This is a genomic window from Sphingopyxis sp. LK2115, from assembly GCF_014595975.1.
Lineage (GTDB): Bacteria > Pseudomonadota > Alphaproteobacteria > Sphingomonadales > Sphingomonadaceae > Sphingopyxis.
Genome location: NZ_JABWGQ010000060.1, coordinates 242,523 through 260,373 on the forward strand (window position 1 = coordinate 242,523; position 17,851 = coordinate 260,373).

Genomic DNA, 17,851 nt, shown 5'->3' on the forward strand with positions numbered 1-17,851 from the left:
CGCCCATGCCCCGCGCCGGGGCGATCCGTCAACCGAAAGGCGGATCAATCGGCGGGCGGGGTCCACAGATCATCGTTGCCTGCGCCGGTCACCGGATCGTCGACGAGCGGCTCGCCGCGCAGCGGATCGACGTCGCGCATCGTGATGAGCGCCTGTCGCAGGTTAAAGCCGTCGGTCCGTGCATCGTCGCCGTCGCCGTCGATCTCTTCCTCGATCACGTCCTGCACCGGAAAGCCGCCGTCGCCGTCGCGGTCAAAGGGGATGCAAGCGGCAGGGCTGGAGATCAGGCAGCCATTGACCGTCGACCGCGGATCATAGCTGCCGACAATGGGGGCGATGCCGTTGACCGTCACACGCTGAAGCGCCTGGAGCCCCGTGACCGGTCCGCCAGGCCCCAGATGCACCCCGTTGATGACAATCCGCGACGCACCCTCGGTCACAACGTCCATCCCGCCTGCTCCGAAGGTCAGACCGCGGCGTTCCCCGATCGTGGTTCCGGCGCCGCTGTTCTGGACATAGAAGCCGCCGACGACCTCGGCGCGGATGCCGCGCGCGAAGAGCGCGCCTTCGTCAAGGAGGATGCCGTCATTCCGGGTGAGCCGCCCGTTGATCGCGTCGGTCGTCGTCGCCGCGCCGACGTCGGCGATCGCCGCCGCAGTTGCGACGATGATGTCGTCGGACACCATGTTGAGCTGGCCCGCCGGCGCCGCGCCGTTGACGAGGCGAATGCTGCCCTGGCCCAGTATGACTTCCAGCGCGTCGTTCGCGATCAGGTTCAGCGCGTTGGTATCGGACAGCCCGGTGAGTTGGACACCGCCGATGACGCGCATCTTGCCCGGCGTGCGGATCGTCAGCGCGCCACTGGCGCCGAGGTTCGAGCCGGGCGCGCCGCCCGCGAGCGTGAAACCGTCGACGATCACATCGGGCGGCGCGGCCGATCCGACCGATCCGCCGCCCGCAGATGCCACTTCGGGGGCGAAAATCTCGATCTGGGTAGCGAACAGGCGGGTGAGTTCGCCGGCATCGATATAATAGCCCGCGACGCTGCCGCCCGGCGCGCCGCCCACGAAGGTCTGGTTGTCATTATTGTTGTTTGCGATCGACAGGGTCGTGGTGACGCCTGCCGTTCCGACCCGCCCGCCCGGATCAATCGCAATGTCCGCCGATGCGAGTGAAATGGCCTGTCCCGTGACGATTCCGGTGATGCCAAGCGACGATAGCGCCGTGGCGCCGAGGTCGCCTGCCACCGTCACTGTGTCGAGGTTCAGGACGCCGCCGTTGCTCGCAAGGATCGCGTCGTCGGCGGTCAGCGCAGTGATCGTCATCACGGCGCCTTGCGTGGAAAGATCGGCGGTGCCTGCAACGCTGCCGCTGCCGAGCGACAGATCGCCGTTCGCGCGGACGAAGGCGTCGCCGACATCGGTGGCGAGCGTCTGAAAGGCCATGTCGCCACCGCTCTCGATACGGATTGCATTGGCGCTGGCGTCGATCGGACCCGAAGCGAAAAGCGTTCCTATCCGGATATTGCCGCCGCTGCTGTCGAGGCTGGTCGCGCCGAGTGCATAGACTTGATCGACATCGACGCCCGCGGTGCCCGCCAGGGCGACGTCCTGACCCTCGACTGACGTCAGGTCGATCGCGGTGGCAGCGGTCAGCGTGCTGTTGCCGAGCGCACGGACGCCGCCGCCGGTAATCCCCGCTGCCGAATCGATCACGATATTGCCGTCGGCGGCGAGCGTCGGAACCGCATTGCCGCCGGGATCGGTCAGCGCGGCGATTGTAACGCCGGTCGCCGTGATCGCGACGTCGCGCCCGGCGTTCACCGGGCCGGTCAGGGCGGTGGCGGCCGTCGAATCGACGATGATGTCGCTGAACGAAGCAACATCGGCGAGCGTCGTTACGCCCCCCTGGGTGCGCAGGCTGCTGTCGCCGCCGGTCGCGCCGAGACCCAGTGTCGATGCGCCGCCGACCGCGATGCTGTTGGCGGCGGTGAGCAGAATATCGTCGCCCGCCGACAGCCCCGCGGCGTCGATCGCCCCCGCGGTCGATTGCAGGGCGATGTCGGCGCCGTCGGCCGTCTGTGCGGTGATGGTAAAGGTCGGCCTGCCCGAAGCGGCGGTGAAGCCAAGGACATGCGTGTCGGCGCCGGCGCCGGTGGCGGCAACACCATCGGCCGCGATGTTGCCGGACGCCTGGACCGTCACATCGTCGCCCGAGGTGACATTGGCGAGGCTGGCGGTCGTGCCTGCGAGCACGAGCATGTCCTCGCCGGCGGTGCCGCCGTCGATCGTCGCCGCGCCGCCGGCGCTGACGCCGAACATGCGCGCGGCGGCGCTCGTCACCAGATTGGCGTCGGCGGCGGCGATGACGAACAGATTACCCTCTGCGAGCAGGCCGTTGCCATCGACATAACCGCCGTTGGCGATCGCCGACGCGGTGATATTGGCATCGGAATTGAGGAAGATGTCGCCGCCCGCGACGAAATTGCCTGTCAGATCGTCGGCGGCAAAGATCGAAATCGTGCCCGCGACATCGGCGGCATCCACCGACACCGCGCCACCAATGCCAAAGGCGACGAAGGATGCATCTCCGGTGACGGGGCCGGTCAGCGCGACGCTGTTGGCGAACAGGCTGATGTCGCCGGCCGCGGCGATCGCGCCGCCGTCGATGCCGTCCACGGCCGACAGGCTGACCGTCAGCCCCGCGTCGATGCTGTTAAAGGCGATCGACTGGCCCGACACCTGGACGAAACCGCCCGCGCTCGAATTGCCCAGATCGACCGCGCCCGGCGAGACGATGCTGATGTTGCCGCCGGTGATGATCGAGTTGAGACCGGTGGCGAAGCTGCCCGCATTGGCCGAGAAATTGCCCACGGCCTCGGCATGTTCGACCCTCGTGGCGCCGGGGCTGGACATCAGAATATTGCCGCCCGCTAGTCGGTCGACGGCGATCGTGCCCGCCGGTCCCGCGATTGCCAGCGACAACGTGCCGTCGGCGGCGACAAGGCTGCCGGTTGCGCCGGTGATGGCGGTCCCCGCCGTCAGCGTCACATCGCCGCTCGCGTTCAGCGTTGGTGCGGTGCCTTCGCGACTGTCATGGCGCAGGTCGATCTGGTCGCCCGCGTCGATCGTCAGCGATCCGGCGACGTCAAAGCTGCCGTTCGACTGGCCATAGACGCCGATCGACCCGTCGGTGGCAAGCGTGACATCGCCCTGGCTTGTGATTGTGCCGCCCGCAGGGGCGACGAAGATGCCGGTCGCCGCGATGTTGGTATTGTTGTTTGTCGGCGCGGCAAGGCCGAAAGCCTGTGCGGTGAGGCCCGCAAAATTGATGGCTCCGCCGGTGCTGCGCAACTCGACGCGGCCCGCGGCATCGCCGCTGGCGTCGATGCTCGTCGCTCCCAGGTCGATCTGTCCGGTTCCCGCAGGACGATCGCTCGCTTCGATCTCGACGCGGCCGCCGGCGGTCAGGCCGATGGCGCCCGCGCCGCCACCGCTGCCGCCGCCCTGGCCAAGCCCGCCGATGCCGCCTTCGCCCGCAACGCCATTGGCGGCAAGGCCGACGGCCTCGCCGCCCGAATCGATCGTGCCGCCCGCCGCGACCAGGCGAAGGGTGCCGCCGCTGCCGTTACCCCCGTCGCCGCCATTGCCGGCCTGGTTCCCGGCGCCGAAAACGCTGTTCGCCCCTGCGCCGCCGACGCCGCCTGTGCCGCTGCTGGCGAGTGCGACGCCGCCGCCGGTGCCAAGGCCGAGCGTGACCAGCGCCCCGTCCGTCGCGGCGATTTCGATCGTGCCGCCGCGACCGTCGCCGCCATTGCCGCCGTCCGGGGCGACAGCGGGGAAGGCGCCAAAGCCAAGCCCCCCCGATCCGCCGTTGCCGCCGACCCCGCCGGTGACGAAATTGGTTTCGACGATGGTAAGCCCCGCGCCGGCGCCGTCGGCCTGCATGCGTGAGGTTCCGCCGCTGCCGCTCCCCCCGTCGCCGCCATTGCCGTCGCGGCCGTCGCCGCCGTCGCCGCCCGTGCCGGTCGACGCGATGGTGACGACCAGCGCGCCCGCGTCGAAACCAGTAACGATCGCCTGCGCCACGCCACCGACGCCATCGCCGCCCGTCCCCCCGACGTTGTGGATGCCACCGGCGCCGCCCGTTCCTGTCGCGACGCTGCTGGCCGAAGCGACGGCGGGGATCGCGGTTTCGAGCGCGAGTGTCGCCGTGCCGCCGCGGCCGGTCCCGCCTGTCCCGCCGACGCCGATGCCCGTCGCAGCCCCGCTGCTGCTCGAAAAGAAGCTGTCGCCGCCATCGCCGCCGATTCCCGAAGCGTCGGCGATCATGCTGCTTGCGCTCGTGGCGCCGCCGGTGACGTTGATCGCGGCCGTGCCGCCGATCCCTTCGCCGCCGTTGCCGGGGGTGCCGGGCACGCCGCTGAAACTTGATGCGTTAAAGAAGTTCCCGCCGCGCCCGCCGACGCCAAGCGCGCTTGCCTGCACGACGCTCGCATCGACGACAGCGGTTCCCGAAATATTGATGATGGCAGAGCCGCCGCGCCCCTGGTTGCCTTCGCCGCCGGGGACGATGTTCAGCGGGTCGTCGTCATTGCCCGACAAACCGTTGCCGCCAAAGCCGTTGGCGCTCGCCACGATGTCGGCGACGGTGATCGACCCGCCGCTGACGTCGATCGTCGCGCTTCCTCCCTCGCCACGCCCCGATTGCCCCTCGATGGCGCCACCATCGGCGGCGACCCGCATGTCCCCGATCGCAGCGGTGCCGCCGGTCTGCGAAAAGACGGCGATGCCCCCGCGTCCTGCCCCGGCCGTGCCTGCGTCGCCGAACTGGCCGACGGCGCTGGCGTCTATCGTCAGGAGCGATGCGGTGAGGCTGCCGCCCGTAAGGGTGAGGCTGGCAGTGCCGCCCTGTGCGTCGCCCGTCACGGCGTCGGGCACCCCGGACGCCACAATGGCAAGATCGCCCGCGGCGAATATCCCGCCCGTAACGGTCAGCGCTGCGTTGCCGACGGCGCCCGCCGTGCCGCCGGACTGGAGCGTGAAGTTGCCGGTCGCGCCGCCCTGTTGGCCCATACCGATGGTCAGCGATGCGCCGGCGTCGCCAGTGAAGCTGCCATCGCCTTCGACGAAGAACAGGCCGTCCGCCGAAAGCGGCGGCGGCGACGCAGGCAAGGTCTGTGTTGGTCCCGCGGCAAAGGTGCCGCTGGCGCGCGCAATCGTGTTGCTGCGCAGCAGCGTGTCGGTGGCGACGATGTTCGCGGTTACGGCGCTGACCGGCGCAGCGTCCAGCTCGCCCCCGACGATATTATAGCCCGCCGACAGCCGCACGGCGCCATCGGGGTCGACCTGCGCCGATACGGCATCGTCATAGCCGATCGCGCCGCCGACGAGCAGCGTCACCGCGTCATTCTTTGGAATGGCGACCATATAGATGCGGTTCTGGTCGGTATCGCCCTGTTCGTGCGCGGGGCCGGTGGTCGTGCCGGAATGGTCGATCACCGTGCCGCCCTCCGCTCCGACCGTCACGTCGATGTCGAAGAGGCCGCCATTGATTCGGATATTCGCCGCCTCGGCGGCGACATAGGCCGCCGATCCGTCGACACGCACATTGCCCGCCTGGACGATGCGCGGGGCGACGAGCGCGACATAGGAACTGCCCGGATCGCCGACATTGTTGGCGTTGATCGCTCCGTTGACGGTGATCGCGGCGGTGCTCCCCGATGCGCCGGCCAGGCGGATCGTGCCGCCGGGGCCGAACAGCCCGCCGTTCGTGTCGATGTCGTTCGTGGTCAGCAACAGGCTGCCGACATTGATGACCCCGCTGGCGCCGATCAACAGGCCGCCGGCGTTATAGAACCAGATATTGCCGCCGCGCGGGCCGGTTGTCGAACCGATATAGGAATTGACCGTGCCGTTGAGCGCGATCTGGCGGCTGAGTGCGCCGCCCGATGCGTCGACGAAGCGGTTGAGCACCGTATAGTTACCCGTGCCGACGAAGTTCCAGATTTCGCCCGCCGGAAGAATGTCGATCGCGCCGCCGGTCGGCGCATTGTCGGTCGGCACCCAGTTGATGACGCTTTCGCTGGTCGTAACCGTCACGGTTGTCGTGTTGGTGGCTCCATTGTTGCCGATTGTGCCCGCGCCCGAAACAAAGCTGCCGTTGCCCGCAACCTGCGCAGCGACAGGGCCGCCATGTGCCAGTGCGGCCAGTCCTGCGGCGATTGCGCAACTGGCCAGCAGCCGCTGTTTGCCGTTGCGGCGGGGCGATAGGGTGGCGATGGAACGCATGGCGGTCGTCCTCGATGCACGATTCATGGGTCAGCGCGCCCTGACGCCGAATTGGGTGGTGAGCGACACGAGCAGGCGCGGGTCGGGCCGCCCGGTCAGGAAGCCACCCCGATTGAGCGGGACTGCGAGCGTCACGTCGAGCCGCGCGACATCGCCATAGGCGACGCGCACGCCGCCGCCCGCCGAAAAGAGTTTCTGCGGATCCAGCCCGTCGAAAGCCGCGTCCTCGTTCCACACCCAGGCGGCGTCGAAAAAGGCGAAGGGCTGGATCGCAAACGCCTTGGTATTGGCGGGGACGAACGAACCGTAGCGCGCCTCCAGCGCCACCGCGACGCCGCTGTCGCCGATCACCGTGCCGGGATCGAAACCGCGTCCGACGGTGAAATTGCCGCCCGAAAACTCCTCATAGGCAAGCAAGGGATCGGCGGCCCATTGCGCGCGCGGCGCCGCCGACAGGGTGAACAGCTTGGCCGGGCGCCACTCGGCGAGCGCCTGTGCGCGGACGAGAAAGGCACCGGGCTGTCCCTCGATGCGGGTCAGGGGCACCGCGCCGGGCAGGAAACAGGCCGCGCCGCCGGGGCCGCAATCGTCGCTTGCGCCCAGCACATCCACGCCTTGCCTCGCTTCGAGCGAAGCGGCCAGCGACCAGCGCGGTTCACCGGCGCTATAGCCGCCGCGTCCGGCAATCGATCCGGGATCGACCCAGTTCGCATCAGCGCGCAGATTGAAGACGCGCAGCCGGTCCCTGTTGAGCGGAATGCCCGACAGGCTGATGTCCTGGTCGATGAAATCGAGCCCGCCGCCGACGGCCACCCGCCGCGCCTGCGTCAGCACGAGCGGGTAGGACGCAAAGAGGCTGACGATCTGCGTGTCCGACTTGATCGGCAGTCCGACGAGGTCCGGACGTGTCCAGGCATAGGTATAGCTGGCGCCGATCCGCAACCCTTCGCCGCCGACGCGCATTTCGTGTCCGACCTGCACGACCTTCTGTTCGTCGAAATCGGGGGTTGCATAGAAGCTCAGCGTCGTAAGGTCGCCCATGCCGGTCAACCCCGCGAAGCGCGCACGCGCATTGGCGCCCCAGCGGCCGACATCGCGCGATCCGAGATTCTGGGCGTTGAAGTCAAATATGACGGGCGTGCGCACCACCGTCACTTCGCCGACGACCTCGCCCGATGTGGCGCCGGGGCGCAGCGTCAGCCGTGCGTCCATCCCCGGAATGTCGTGCGCGAGCAGCAGATAGCGTTCGGCATCGGCGATGTTGAACACCGGCGCATCGTCGAGCCGCGACAGATAGCGTTGGAGCAGCCGTTCGTTGGCACCGGCATCGCCGCGCACCTCGACGCGCGTCATCCGCGCGGCGAGAATGTCGAGCCGCACGACGCCGTCGTCGATCGTCTGCGCGGGGACGCGCACCGCCGCCAGATAGCCTTTGGCGCGCAGCATCGTCGCCGCGCGGTCGCGGATGTCGCAGACCGCGGCGATCGGCAGTTCCTGTCCGGCGCGATCGGCCCAGCTGGGCCGCAGCATCGCGGGGTCGATGCCTTCTACGGGCGAAAAGTCGACGGCGCGAAGGGTGAAGCGGATGTGGGAAAATTGCGGGTCGGCAAGCGGGCATGGCGCGCGCTCGATCGCGTCGTCGACCGCCAGTATCCGTTCGCCGGACTGCGCCGCGGGCGCGAGCGGCGGGCGCTGGATTTCCTCGCGCGTGGGAATCTGCGGCGTTGCTTGCGCAAGCGCGCCGACGGGAAGCGCGACCGCGATCAGCCCCGCCGAAACGGCCAGCATGTTGCGGATCGCCGCCCCCCGCAGCCCGAAAATCCGATAAGCTTCCTCACCCCCCGACACGGCCATCACCACCCCTTGCGCTCGGACGCGGCGCGACGATCGCGCGGCGCCATTTCGATCGGAACTGCCGCTGTCCGGGCAGCACGATATTCGACCCAGGGATATGGTCCGCACGCAACCGGCGGCCTTTTCCTGGCTGATTATCAGATGGACGGCGCGGCGACAATGGCCGCCCCGTCCATCGGCGCCGTCATCCCTGGCCGCCTTCGGCTTCTGCCATGGTATCGACGAGGCGGTCGAGCTGCCGCGCGCAGCCCTTCGCCATCAACATCTCGACCGAGGTTTCGGCGGTATCGGGCACCGTCTCCATCGCGGCGAAGCGCACCGTTACCGGCTTCGGCAAGCCCGCGCCCGACAGGCGATAATCGACGCCATATTGCACCGGCAGCACGTCGGTCGGCCATTTGCGGAAATTGGCGCCGTCGACGATCGCGACAGTCGCCTTCTTGCCGCCGCTTTCGATTTCGAGCGCAGTATCGCCTTCCATGTTGGGACGCCAGAGCAGCAGCGTGGCAGGATCGGCGACGCAGAAGGTGCCGCCCTGACGATAATCGAGCAGCCACAGGTTCGGCGCGCGCGTTTCGGCGGGAATCGGGTCGCCCGGACCGCGCGAAAATCCGCCGCGCGAGCGGACCGTCGGCCCCTTGGCAAGCATCCGCGCGACATTGCTGCCGAGCGACTGGCTGGCCTGCACATTGCCCGTCGCGCTGAAGGTGCCGGGCCCCGACAGGGTGCGCGTCCTGCCCGATTGCATCAGCACGACGCGATCGCCGGCAACGAGCGTCACGCGGTCCGACGCCTTGAGCTTGGCGCCGGTCGGATATTTGCTCGCCGATGGGCCGGTCGAACGGACGACCATCGATTGCGCGGCGGCGGCGCCGGTGACGGCCAGCGCGAGCGCGGCAGCGGCCGCGAGTCCGATACGGCGCATCCGTAAGTCAGGAAAGGACATAGCTTTCTCCTCTTTTCGTCTGGTTCAGGCGTTCGATCAGGAACTGGATGGCGGCATCCTGACCGAATTCGTGCCGCAATTCTGTGGCCAGCGTCACAAAGGCCTGTTTGTCGCCCGCACCGTGCGCGGCGACAAGCGCCGCGACGCGCGCGCGCTGGTCGGCCGCAAGGTCGGGACGCGGGGTGAAGACGTCGACGGGCTGCGCGCGGCCGCGCAGCGTCACGCGGCCCATCGGCACCAGATCGTCGCGGCCCGACCGCGCCGCCGCCTCGGCCGATACGAGCACGCCGGTCTTCAGGCTCTTGTTCGCGGCCTCCAGGCGTGACGCGGTGTTCATGCTGTCGCCGAGCGCGGTATATTGAATGCGTCCCTCGCCGCCGAAATTGCCGACGATCGCGTCGCCGACGTGCAGACCCACGCGCGTCATCCCGATCGGCGGAATATCCTCGGCGGCAAGGTCGACGCGGAATGCCTCGCCCGCCTGATACATGGCGAGCGCCGCCGCCGCCGCCCTTTCGCCATCGTCGGGGCGGCTGATCGGCGCCCCCCAGAAAGCGACCACCGCATCGCCGACGAACTTGTCGATCGTTCCGCCATGATCCAGCACGATGTCCGACAGGCGATCGAGATATTCGTTGAGCAGCCGCGCGACGGTTTCCGGCGTCACCGCATGGCTCAATTTGGTGAAGCCTTCGAGGTCGGTAAAGACGCAGAAGATGTTGCGCCGTTCGCCATGGAGCGAAAGCTGATCGGGGTCGCGCATGATCTGCGCCGCAACGTCGGCGGGCAGATATTTGCCGAGCGCCGATTGCGCAAAGGCGCGCTGGCGCGACCCGATCGTGCGCGCGGCGGTGCCGACCGCCGCATAGCCGAAGAGCCAGCCGACGGCCCAGCCGAAGGTCGGCAGCGTCGTTGTGTCCACGCCGCGTCCTTGCAACCAGAAAGGAAAGGCGATGAAAAAGGCCATCTGGCCAAGGAAGGCGAGCGCCACCCAGCGCGCCCGCAGGTCGATCAGGCTGGTGAGCCCGCCGGCGAGCACGATGAGCAGCGCGAGCACCCATAATGTCGGCCCGGCGAGCGGCCGCGCCCATGCCTTGTCGAGCTGTTGCGCGAGCATATGCGCGTGGACTTCCAGGCCGATCATCGTTTCATGCTGGCCGGTGATCGCGTCGGGAAAGCGGCTGAGCGGCGTGTTGAACTGGTCATTGTCGATGATGTCGCCGCCGATCAGCACATAGCGATCCTTCACCAGATCGGAAAAGCCCGCGCGCATGTCGGCGTCCATCGGCAGCGCGAAGCTGTCGATCGGGATGTTCGCGAACACCGGTTCGACCTGGCCGTCGCCGGCACGCGCCGGGACGAGGAAACGGATCGCGCCCCTGTAATCGGCGTGCGCCGGATCGACCGGGGCCAGCGCATTGGCCATCAGCGGCGGCAGTCCCGGCGGCCGGTCGGGCCAGCGGCGGATCACGCTGTCGTCGTCGGTGTGGAACAATACGCTGGTCGGCCGGGTCTTTGCGGTCGCGACGTCGGCGATGAAGGCTTCGAGAAACTTCTGCTGTTCGTAAAAGATGGTGTTCGGGTTGCTCGCCTGTTCGGCATAGGCAAGCCAGGTCGGCGTCTGCATCGCGCGCAATTGCGCTTTCAGCGCGTCGTCGTCGGGGCGCGGCGAATCAAAGGCGATATCGATGCCGATCGCCCTCGCCCCCATCTGGTCGATATTGGCCAGCGCGGCGGTGAGCAGCGAGCGGTCGAGCGGCGAGCGGATGCCGGTGTTGAACAGCGTTTCGTCATTATAGGTGACGAGCACAATGCGCGGATCCTGCCGGACCTTGGGCGCCATCAAGGTCGCGCGTGCGTCGTAAAGGGCGCGTTCGGCGGCGTCGATCAGCGGCAGCTGCCAGCTGAAACGCGCGATCAGGACGGCGACGAACAGGAAGAGGATCGTCGCCGCCATGCGCGACGGGCCAAGCTGCATGACGAGGCGGCGGATGCGCTTGCCGAGCGGCACCACGGGCGGCCGCCCGGTCGCTTCGTCGGACGGCGCGACCGTTGCTGCCGCACGGGCGGGGGGTTCGGGCGCGTTCATCGGATCAGCGCGCGGCGCGGCCGACCGCCTGTCCCTGCTGCGCTGTTTGCGCGCCGCGCAGCAGTGGCTGCGCGCCGTCGCCGATGATCGCAAAGCCCGCCCAATAATAGGGATGCGACGTTCGTTGGTCATCCATCAGCCGAAGCTGCGTGTTCCACAGCGCGTCGGCAATGCTGGCGCCTTCGCCGCCGCCGAACAATCCGCCGATGAGGCGCGTCGTCGCGTCGAAATCGTCGGGGGCCGGCCAGTGGCTCGCGATCACCGAACGGCCGCCCGCGCCGATGAAGCTGCGCACCAACCCGTCGAGGGCGTTGCCGCCGCCCGAAAGCCCTGCTTCGCGCGTCGCGGCCACGCTCGCCGCGCCCGCCGTATCGCACGCCGAAAGGATGACGAGGTCGGCGTCGATCTTGAGGTCGAAGATTTCCTGAAAGGTCAGCAGACCGTCCGAATCCTGCCCGCCGAACGAGGTCACGAGGGCGGGGCGCGCGGGGCAGGCGGGGCGCGGCGCGTTGACCAGCCCGTGCGTCGCGAAATGGATGATGCGATAGTCCGCAAGGTCGGCGCGCGTCTTGACCGCCGTATCGGTAAAGGCGCCGCCGGTGAGCAACGCGCCCGCCGCGGCGCCCATGGCGTTGCGCGCGGTGACCAGCTCGTCGGCGGAAATCGGCCGCGCCCATTGCGCGGCGTCCCACAGGCAATCGCTGTCCATGCCGCCCGCCGCGCCGCGCGTGCCGAGCGAGGGCAGCCGGTCGCCCAGTGGCAGATTTTCGCCAAGTCCGAAATATGGCTTGGCCGCTCGCGACGGCGGCGCCTGCCGCGTGTTGCGGAACGCGAGCGCGGACACGGCGGTGCTGGGGCGGCTGGTGCGACCGAGCCAGGCGATCTGGCGCATGTCGAACGGATCGGCATCGGGGTCGAGCACGCGCTGTTCATAGGCGGCCAGCCCCGTATCGGCGGTGATGAGCAGGTTGATCGGCAGGCGCAGCATCGCGCCGTCGGGCTCGAAGATCAGGTGCGGCACCGCGGGCAGTCGTGCGGCGACCGGTCCGAACAGCTGGCCATAGAGGCGATGGGCGGTTGCGGCGTCGAAGGGATAGGTGACGCGGCGACCATTTTCGACGATCGAAATCGTCGCGCGGATCGCGTCGACCGCGCGTTCGAGCTCGGCGGCGCCGATGTCCGATTTCCAGAGCTTTGCCCCGCCCGGCTCGATGAGCATCGCATAAACGCTGTCGCCGACGACGAGCATCTTCAGATAGGCTTCGTCGCCGCGCAGCACCGCCTGCAATTCGGCGAGGTCAAGCTTCCCCGGCGCGACGACGCGATATTGCGGAAATGTCGACAGGCGGGTGATCGTTTCGGCCTGCTGGAACGCCAGATTGTCGAGCTGGGTGCGGATGTCGGCGCGCAGCGCGGCGATGTCGGCCGATTGCGGGAGCTGCGCGAGCCGCGCATCCTCGATCCGCGCGCGTTCGATGTCGCGGTTCAGCGTCGTTGCCTGACGAAACAGGCGCGCGCCCTCGTCGCTGCCGCTCGACAATTCACGCGCGAGCACCGCCTGTGTGTCGGCGACGCCGGGACGAATCTGGAGCTGGCTGGCGACGAAGAAATCCTGCGCCGCGGTGGGGTCGCTCGCGGCGCGCGCGGCGAGCAGCCGGTAATAGGGCGCCATCATATTCGCCATGCCCGTGGTCGAGCGTTGCGATTGGGCCAGCGCGGTCACGATCTCGCGATAAATGCCCATCGCTTTGTCGTCCTGCCCATGTCGGGTAAGGAAGGCGGCATAGCGCGCGCGCGCCGAGGCAAGGGCGGTGGTTTCGGGATATTCCACGGCGAGCAGCGTGATCGCCTCGCCAAAGCGCGCGTCGGCGCCGTCGATGTTGCCCAGCGCTTCTTCTGCAAGGGCGAGTTCGCCAAGCATCTGCGAACGCAGCCGGATGATCGAGGTGACGCGGCCTTCGCGCACCGCCAGAGCGTCCGCCAGTCCCCGGATCTGCGCGGACCTGGCCGCGTCGGGGTTGCCGCGCAGCCGCTCGACGGTGCCGAGCAGGTGGACCGCCTGTGCGTCGATGATCTGCGCGCGTTCGATCGGCGACAGCCGTTCGCGTTCGCCCGCCTGCACCAGCCTGGCGTCACCGCCGCTGTTGACGCCGGCAACGATCGCAGGCGCCAGCGTCACCGCTCCGTCGGCGACCGTCACGCCCGTGGCGAGCGGCGGGATCGGCATTTGCAGCCGGGCCGCCGCGCCATCGAAATCGCGCTGGTTGAGCGCGTGGATCGCCCGGAAATTGCGGCGGAGGCGCAACTGGACGAGGTCGCTCGTCGGGATCGCCTCGACCTCGGCAAACAGGCGCTCGGCCTCGGCAAACTCGCCAAGGTTCGAGCGTTGCAGCGCGCGGTTGAGCGTGAATTCGGTCGGGTCGACGCCAACCGTCGCGCGGTCTTCGAGCGCGCGCCGCGACAGCGCTTCGAAAAACTCGGCCGCCTCGGCATAATCGCCGCTATGGTTGCGGCGGTATCCTTCGGCGAGCGCCTTGTCGATGTCGATGGCGCCCGCAAGCGTGCGGGCAAAGCCGTCGTTGCCACCGACCGAGGTGGTGGCGACGCGAATCACGCCGGGGACGACACGGCGCTGTCGCACCGATTCAAGCGCGATCGCGAGTGCGTCGGCATAGGCTTCGAACCCTTCGGCGGTGTAGGCATTTGCACCGTCGGTCGCGATCCGCGTCGTCCACGTCGCATCACTGTCGCGCAGCGTGCAGCGTGCGCCGGTGGTGCAGGTCACGCGACCCGCGCGTGCGCGCTCGATGCGGGCGCGGGCGTCGTCGGCCCCCGTGCGCAGAACCCGGATCGTGCCGACAGGCTGGCTTGCGTCGCGGCAGACGACCGTCCACGCACGGTCGAACATGCCTGCGATGACCGGGTCGCGCACCGTCGCCTGCACCTCGCAAAGCGCACCACCCTCGGACCCGATCGAAAAACTGTCGCGCAGCGTCGGGTCGCCGCCCTGCGCCAGCGCGCCGGTCGGCACCGTCAGGGCAACCGCTGCCAGGGCGGCCATCCAATGCGGAACTCGAACGGTCATCACAATCCCCCAAACACAGGCCTTCCGGCGCGCTGGCCCCGGGGCGCCGTTCCGGTGCCATTCCGGCGCGGCGCAGGCATCATTGCTGTGGTGCGACCCATTCCCTGCCGAAAACCCTAAACCCTTCGCATCGGAAAGGGAAGTGATCTGCCGCACAGCTCGCTTGCGCCGGGAAGGCGAGCCACCTATCTGCAAGGTCAAGGCTCAACCGGCGAGGACAAGATGACCACATTCGACGATCGTGAACGGGCATTCGAAACGCAATTTGCACGCGACCAGGAGGTGCAGTTCCGCATCATCGCGCGCCGCAACCGGCTGCTCGGCGAATGGGCCGCCGAACGCATGGGACTGACCCCCGAAGAGACCGACGCCTATGCCAAGGCCGTGGTGCAGGCCGATTTCGAGGAAGCGGGCGACGAGGATGTCATCCGCAAGCTCGTGGGCGACCTGACCGCCGCGGGCGTCGAGATCAGCGATGCGGAGATCCGCGCGATGTTGAACGACAAGACCGCCGAGGCGCGCCGCCAGTTCATCGACAGCGAGAATTGAGGCTTTTGCGATGGGTATGCGCGAGGACGAATTGAAGGCGATGATCGAGGCGGCGTTTCCGGGCGCTGCCGTCACGATCACCGACCTTGCGGGCGACAACGACCATTATGCCGCCCATGTCGTCAGCGAATCCTTTCGCGGGATGAGTCGCATCGCGCAGCACAAGGCGGTCTACGCCGCGCTCGGCGGACGCATGGGCGGGGAACTTCATGCCTTGCAATTGACCACTGCCGTCCCTTCATAGGGGCAAACCGCGAAACCCAATCGGCGCCCGTGCGCCCCGGAGACTGACCATGAGCGATCCCGCCGTCCACGACCGCATTGCCAAGCTGGTTGCCCAGCATCCCGTGCTGCTTTTCATGAAGGGCACGCCGCTGTTTCCGCAGTGCGGCTTTTCGTCGCGTGCGATCGCGATGCTTGATCGGCTGGGTATCGAATATGAAACGGTCGATGTGCTGCAGGACATGGAAATCCGGCAGGGGATCAAGGAGTTTTCGGACTGGCCGACGATCCCCCAGCTGTATGTGAAGGGCGAGTTTGTCGGCGGCAGCGACATCATGATGGAAATGTGGGAAGCGGGCGAGCTTCACGCGCTGATGGACGGCATTCCGACCCGCGCCGAATGATCGGGGCGGACGGGTCAACCGCTCCGCGCGTCTATAACCGGTCCGGTGAGGTGAGGCGTCGGAACGCGGCTTTCAGCGTGGCCGCGGCATCGCCCATGCTCAACCGCCCGTCGCTCATAAAGGCTCCGTCAATCAGCAGTGCAAGCTGCATTGCCACCTGCGCCGTCGGTTTGGCGCCCACGCTCTGACAGATCGCCTCCAGCCGACGGAGCATTTCGGCCTTGTGCCGACGCGCGACGATGCGGGCGGGATGGCCGGGATCGGCAAATTCGGCAGCGACGTTGATCTGCGGACAGCCGCGATAGCCCGGCCGCTCGACGCGCGCGCCGATCCAGTCGCCCAGCGCATCGAGCACCGCATCGGCCGACGAGGCCGATGCCACCGCCGCATCCCATTGCTGCCAGAATTCGGCGTCTTCCTGTTTCAGAAACGCCTCGACCAGCGCGTCCTTGGTCGGAAAATGGCGGTAAATCGTGGTTTTTGCGATCCCCGACGTCTCGACAATCTCTTCCATTCCGACCGCACGCACGCCTTTTGCATAAAAGAGCGCCGCGGCGGTGCGGAGCGCCTGCATTCGCGCGCGCCGCGAGTGGCGCGACGGTTTTTCCAAGACGGGCTGGGTGTCGGGCATCGATACATCTTGACAGCGATACCGCGCGGTGTCATTGGAAAAAACGATACCGATCGGTAGCGTGTTTGGAGGACGGGAATGAATATGCGGCGGAAACCGAACATCGCCGTGCTGGGGGCGAGCGGCCATACGGGCCGGTTCGTCGTCGATACGCTGCGGCGCGAAGGCGCAGTCGCGATCGCCGCCACCCGTTCGGGGCGGTTCGCACCAATAGCGGGCGAAGAGGAGCCGTGTCATATCCTCGATTTTACCTTGCCGGAGACGCTCGACGAGGTGCTGCGAGGCGCCGACGCGGTCATCAATTGCGCCGGTCCTTTCTTCGACACTGCGATGCCGGCGGCCGAAGCTGCGCTGCGCGCCGCCATTCCCTATCTGGATGTTTCGGCCGAACAGGCGACGACGCGCCGCCTGTTCGATATGCTTGATGAGCCGGGCCGCGCTGCCGGGGTGACGATGCTGCCCGCGATGGCATTTTTCGGTGCTCTCGCAGATCTGCTCGCCTCGACGCTTGTTGATGAGGGCGAGCATGCCGAAACGATCGACATCGCGGTCGGGCTCGACAGCTGGCATCCGACCGCGGGCACCCGATTGACGGGGGACAAAAACATCTATCCGCGGATGATCGTCCGCGACGGCGCGCTGGTGCCGGTTCCCGATCCCGCACCGGGCGGCGAATGGGACTTTCCCCCGCCGCTCGGCGTTCAGCCGGTGACGTGCGTTGCGTTGAGCGAAATCATCCTGATTTCACGTCACATCAGCGCTGGATCGGTGACCAGTTTCATGAATCTGAAGCCGCTGGATGATCTGCACGAAGTGACGACGCCGCCGCCCCGTCCGGTCGATGCGCGCGGCCGTTCGGCGCAGCATTTCATCATGGATGTGCGCGCGACGATTGCCGGGCAGGTGCGGCGCGCGCGCGCCAGCGGCACGGACGTCTATGCCGCGTCGGCGCCGCTGATCGTCAGGGCGTGCCTTGACCTGCTGATGCGCGAGGCGCCGCCATCCGGCGTGCGGGCACCGGGCGAAGTGTTCGATGCGCAAAGCTTCCTGTCCCGGCTGACGCCCGACATCGTGCTTGGCGGCTGATTTGCGTCGACCGCAAACGGCTCAGCGGCAGCGCAGTTCGCCACGATCGATGGCGCGGCCGAGCAGCGCGCCGCCGGCGGCGCCGATGATCGTGCCCACGGTGCGGTCGCGGCCACCGTCGAGTTCGCGCCCGACGAGCGCGCCCACCGCGCCGCCGATGATCAGGCCGGTGGTGCCATTGTCGCGGCGACAATAATAGCGGCCGTCGCGGCCGCGCCAGATGCGGTCGCTGTGCGACAGGCGGCGCGGCTCGTAATAACGGCCATAGCTGTCGTAGATGGCGCGATCCTTTGCCCGCTTGCCATGCGCGGGCGCCCAGGGCGGCGGATCGGCATAGGCGGTGCCGGTCGGCAACGCCAAGGCGGCGAGAAGTGCTGCGGCAAAAATGCGTTTCACGTCGTTGCTCCCTTTATTTGTCGGCGACCGACATCCTAATCCGCCAGCCGGAACGCGCGATGAACGGACTATGTTCCGCCGATGTGATGCAAGGGGCGGGCAAAAGCGTCCGGGGGGCGGGGCCGTTCGGCCGCTCCGCCCCCCGTTTGCATGGGGGTAAGTGGGGATTTCCGGAGTGGGGGCAGGGGGCATCAGGGACCAGACCGATGCCCCCCACCGCTCCATTTGAGCGGAACACTCGGGAACAACCCAAACCATACAATTGCCGTGCCAGATCGACGCGAACGCGGATTCGGGCG

The 17,851-nt window shown here is 67.9% G+C and carries 11 protein-coding genes; 4 read left to right on the plus strand and 7 right to left on the minus strand.

Annotation, left to right across the window (positions count from 1 at the left end; all coding sequences use genetic code 11):
• Positions 1-44: 44 nt before the first annotated feature.
• From HUW43_RS15900 to HUW43_RS15325, 5 genes are all read right to left on the minus strand, one after another.
• Positions 45-6,290, minus strand: a complete 6,246-nt coding sequence (locus HUW43_RS15900; protein WP_188238203.1) for a beta strand repeat-containing protein — start codon at positions 6,288-6,290, stop codon at positions 45-47.
• Between the two features lie 30 nt (positions 6,291-6,320).
• Positions 6,321-8,144, minus strand: a complete 1,824-nt coding sequence (locus HUW43_RS15310; protein WP_188238204.1) for a ShlB/FhaC/HecB family hemolysin secretion/activation protein — start codon at positions 8,142-8,144, stop codon at positions 6,321-6,323.
• A gap of 184 nt (positions 8,145-8,328) precedes the next feature.
• Entirely contained in the window at positions 8,329-9,069 is a 741-nt protein-coding gene (locus tag HUW43_RS15315) for a hypothetical protein (RefSeq protein ID WP_223181575.1), read from the minus strand.
• A gap of 7 nt (positions 9,070-9,076) precedes the next feature.
• Positions 9,077-11,179 (minus strand): adenylate/guanylate cyclase domain-containing protein, encoded by a 2,103-nt coding sequence (locus HUW43_RS15320; protein WP_188238206.1) that lies wholly within the window; start codon positions 11,177-11,179, stop codon positions 9,077-9,079.
• A 4-nt stretch (positions 11,180-11,183) separates the two neighbouring features.
• A complete protein-coding gene (locus HUW43_RS15325; protein WP_223181576.1) occupies positions 11,184-14,240 on the minus strand; it encodes a CHAT domain-containing protein in 3,057 nt (1,018 codons plus the stop codon).
• A 246-nt stretch (positions 14,241-14,486) separates the two neighbouring features.
• Between HUW43_RS15325 and HUW43_RS15330 the strand changes: the two genes are divergently transcribed.
• Genes HUW43_RS15330 through grxD form a run of 3 tightly spaced genes read left to right on the plus strand, consistent with a single transcriptional unit; the run spans position 14,487 to position 15,439 of the window.
• On the plus strand, positions 14,487-14,813 hold the full coding sequence (locus tag HUW43_RS15330) for a DUF1476 domain-containing protein (RefSeq protein WP_188238208.1): 327 nt from the start codon (positions 14,487-14,489) through the stop codon (positions 14,811-14,813).
• Between the two features lie 10 nt (positions 14,814-14,823).
• Positions 14,824-15,057, plus strand: coding sequence for a BolA/IbaG family iron-sulfur metabolism protein (locus tag HUW43_RS15335; protein WP_188238209.1), 234 nt, complete (start codon positions 14,824-14,826; stop codon positions 15,055-15,057).
• 49 nt (positions 15,058-15,106) lie between these two features.
• The gene (gene grxD, locus HUW43_RS15340; protein WP_188238210.1) at positions 15,107-15,439 is read left to right on the plus strand and encodes a Grx4 family monothiol glutaredoxin; all 333 of its coding nucleotides are present in this window, start codon (positions 15,107-15,109) and stop codon (positions 15,437-15,439) included.
• 31 nt (positions 15,440-15,470) lie between these two features.
• Here the strand turns inward: grxD and HUW43_RS15345 are convergent, their stop codons facing one another.
• Positions 15,471-16,070 (minus strand): TetR/AcrR family transcriptional regulator, encoded by a 600-nt coding sequence (locus HUW43_RS15345; RefSeq protein ID WP_188238211.1) that lies wholly within the window; start codon positions 16,068-16,070, stop codon positions 15,471-15,473.
• A gap of 84 nt (positions 16,071-16,154) precedes the next feature.
• Here HUW43_RS15345 and HUW43_RS15350 point away from each other — a divergent pair, with 84 nt between their 5' ends.
• The gene (locus HUW43_RS15350) at positions 16,155-17,156 is read left to right on the plus strand and encodes a saccharopine dehydrogenase NADP-binding domain-containing protein (RefSeq protein ID WP_188238212.1); all 1,002 of its coding nucleotides are present in this window, start codon (positions 16,155-16,157) and stop codon (positions 17,154-17,156) included.
• Positions 17,157-17,177: 21 nt separating this feature from the next.
• On the opposite strand, the gene HUW43_RS15355 is transcribed toward HUW43_RS15350, so the two are convergent.
• Positions 17,178-17,552 carry a glycine zipper 2TM domain-containing protein gene (locus HUW43_RS15355; RefSeq protein ID WP_120218694.1) on the minus strand — a complete coding sequence of 125 codons (375 nt, stop codon included), beginning with the start codon at positions 17,550-17,552 and terminating at the stop codon, positions 17,178-17,180.
• Between the last annotated feature and the right edge of the window lie 299 nt (positions 17,553-17,851).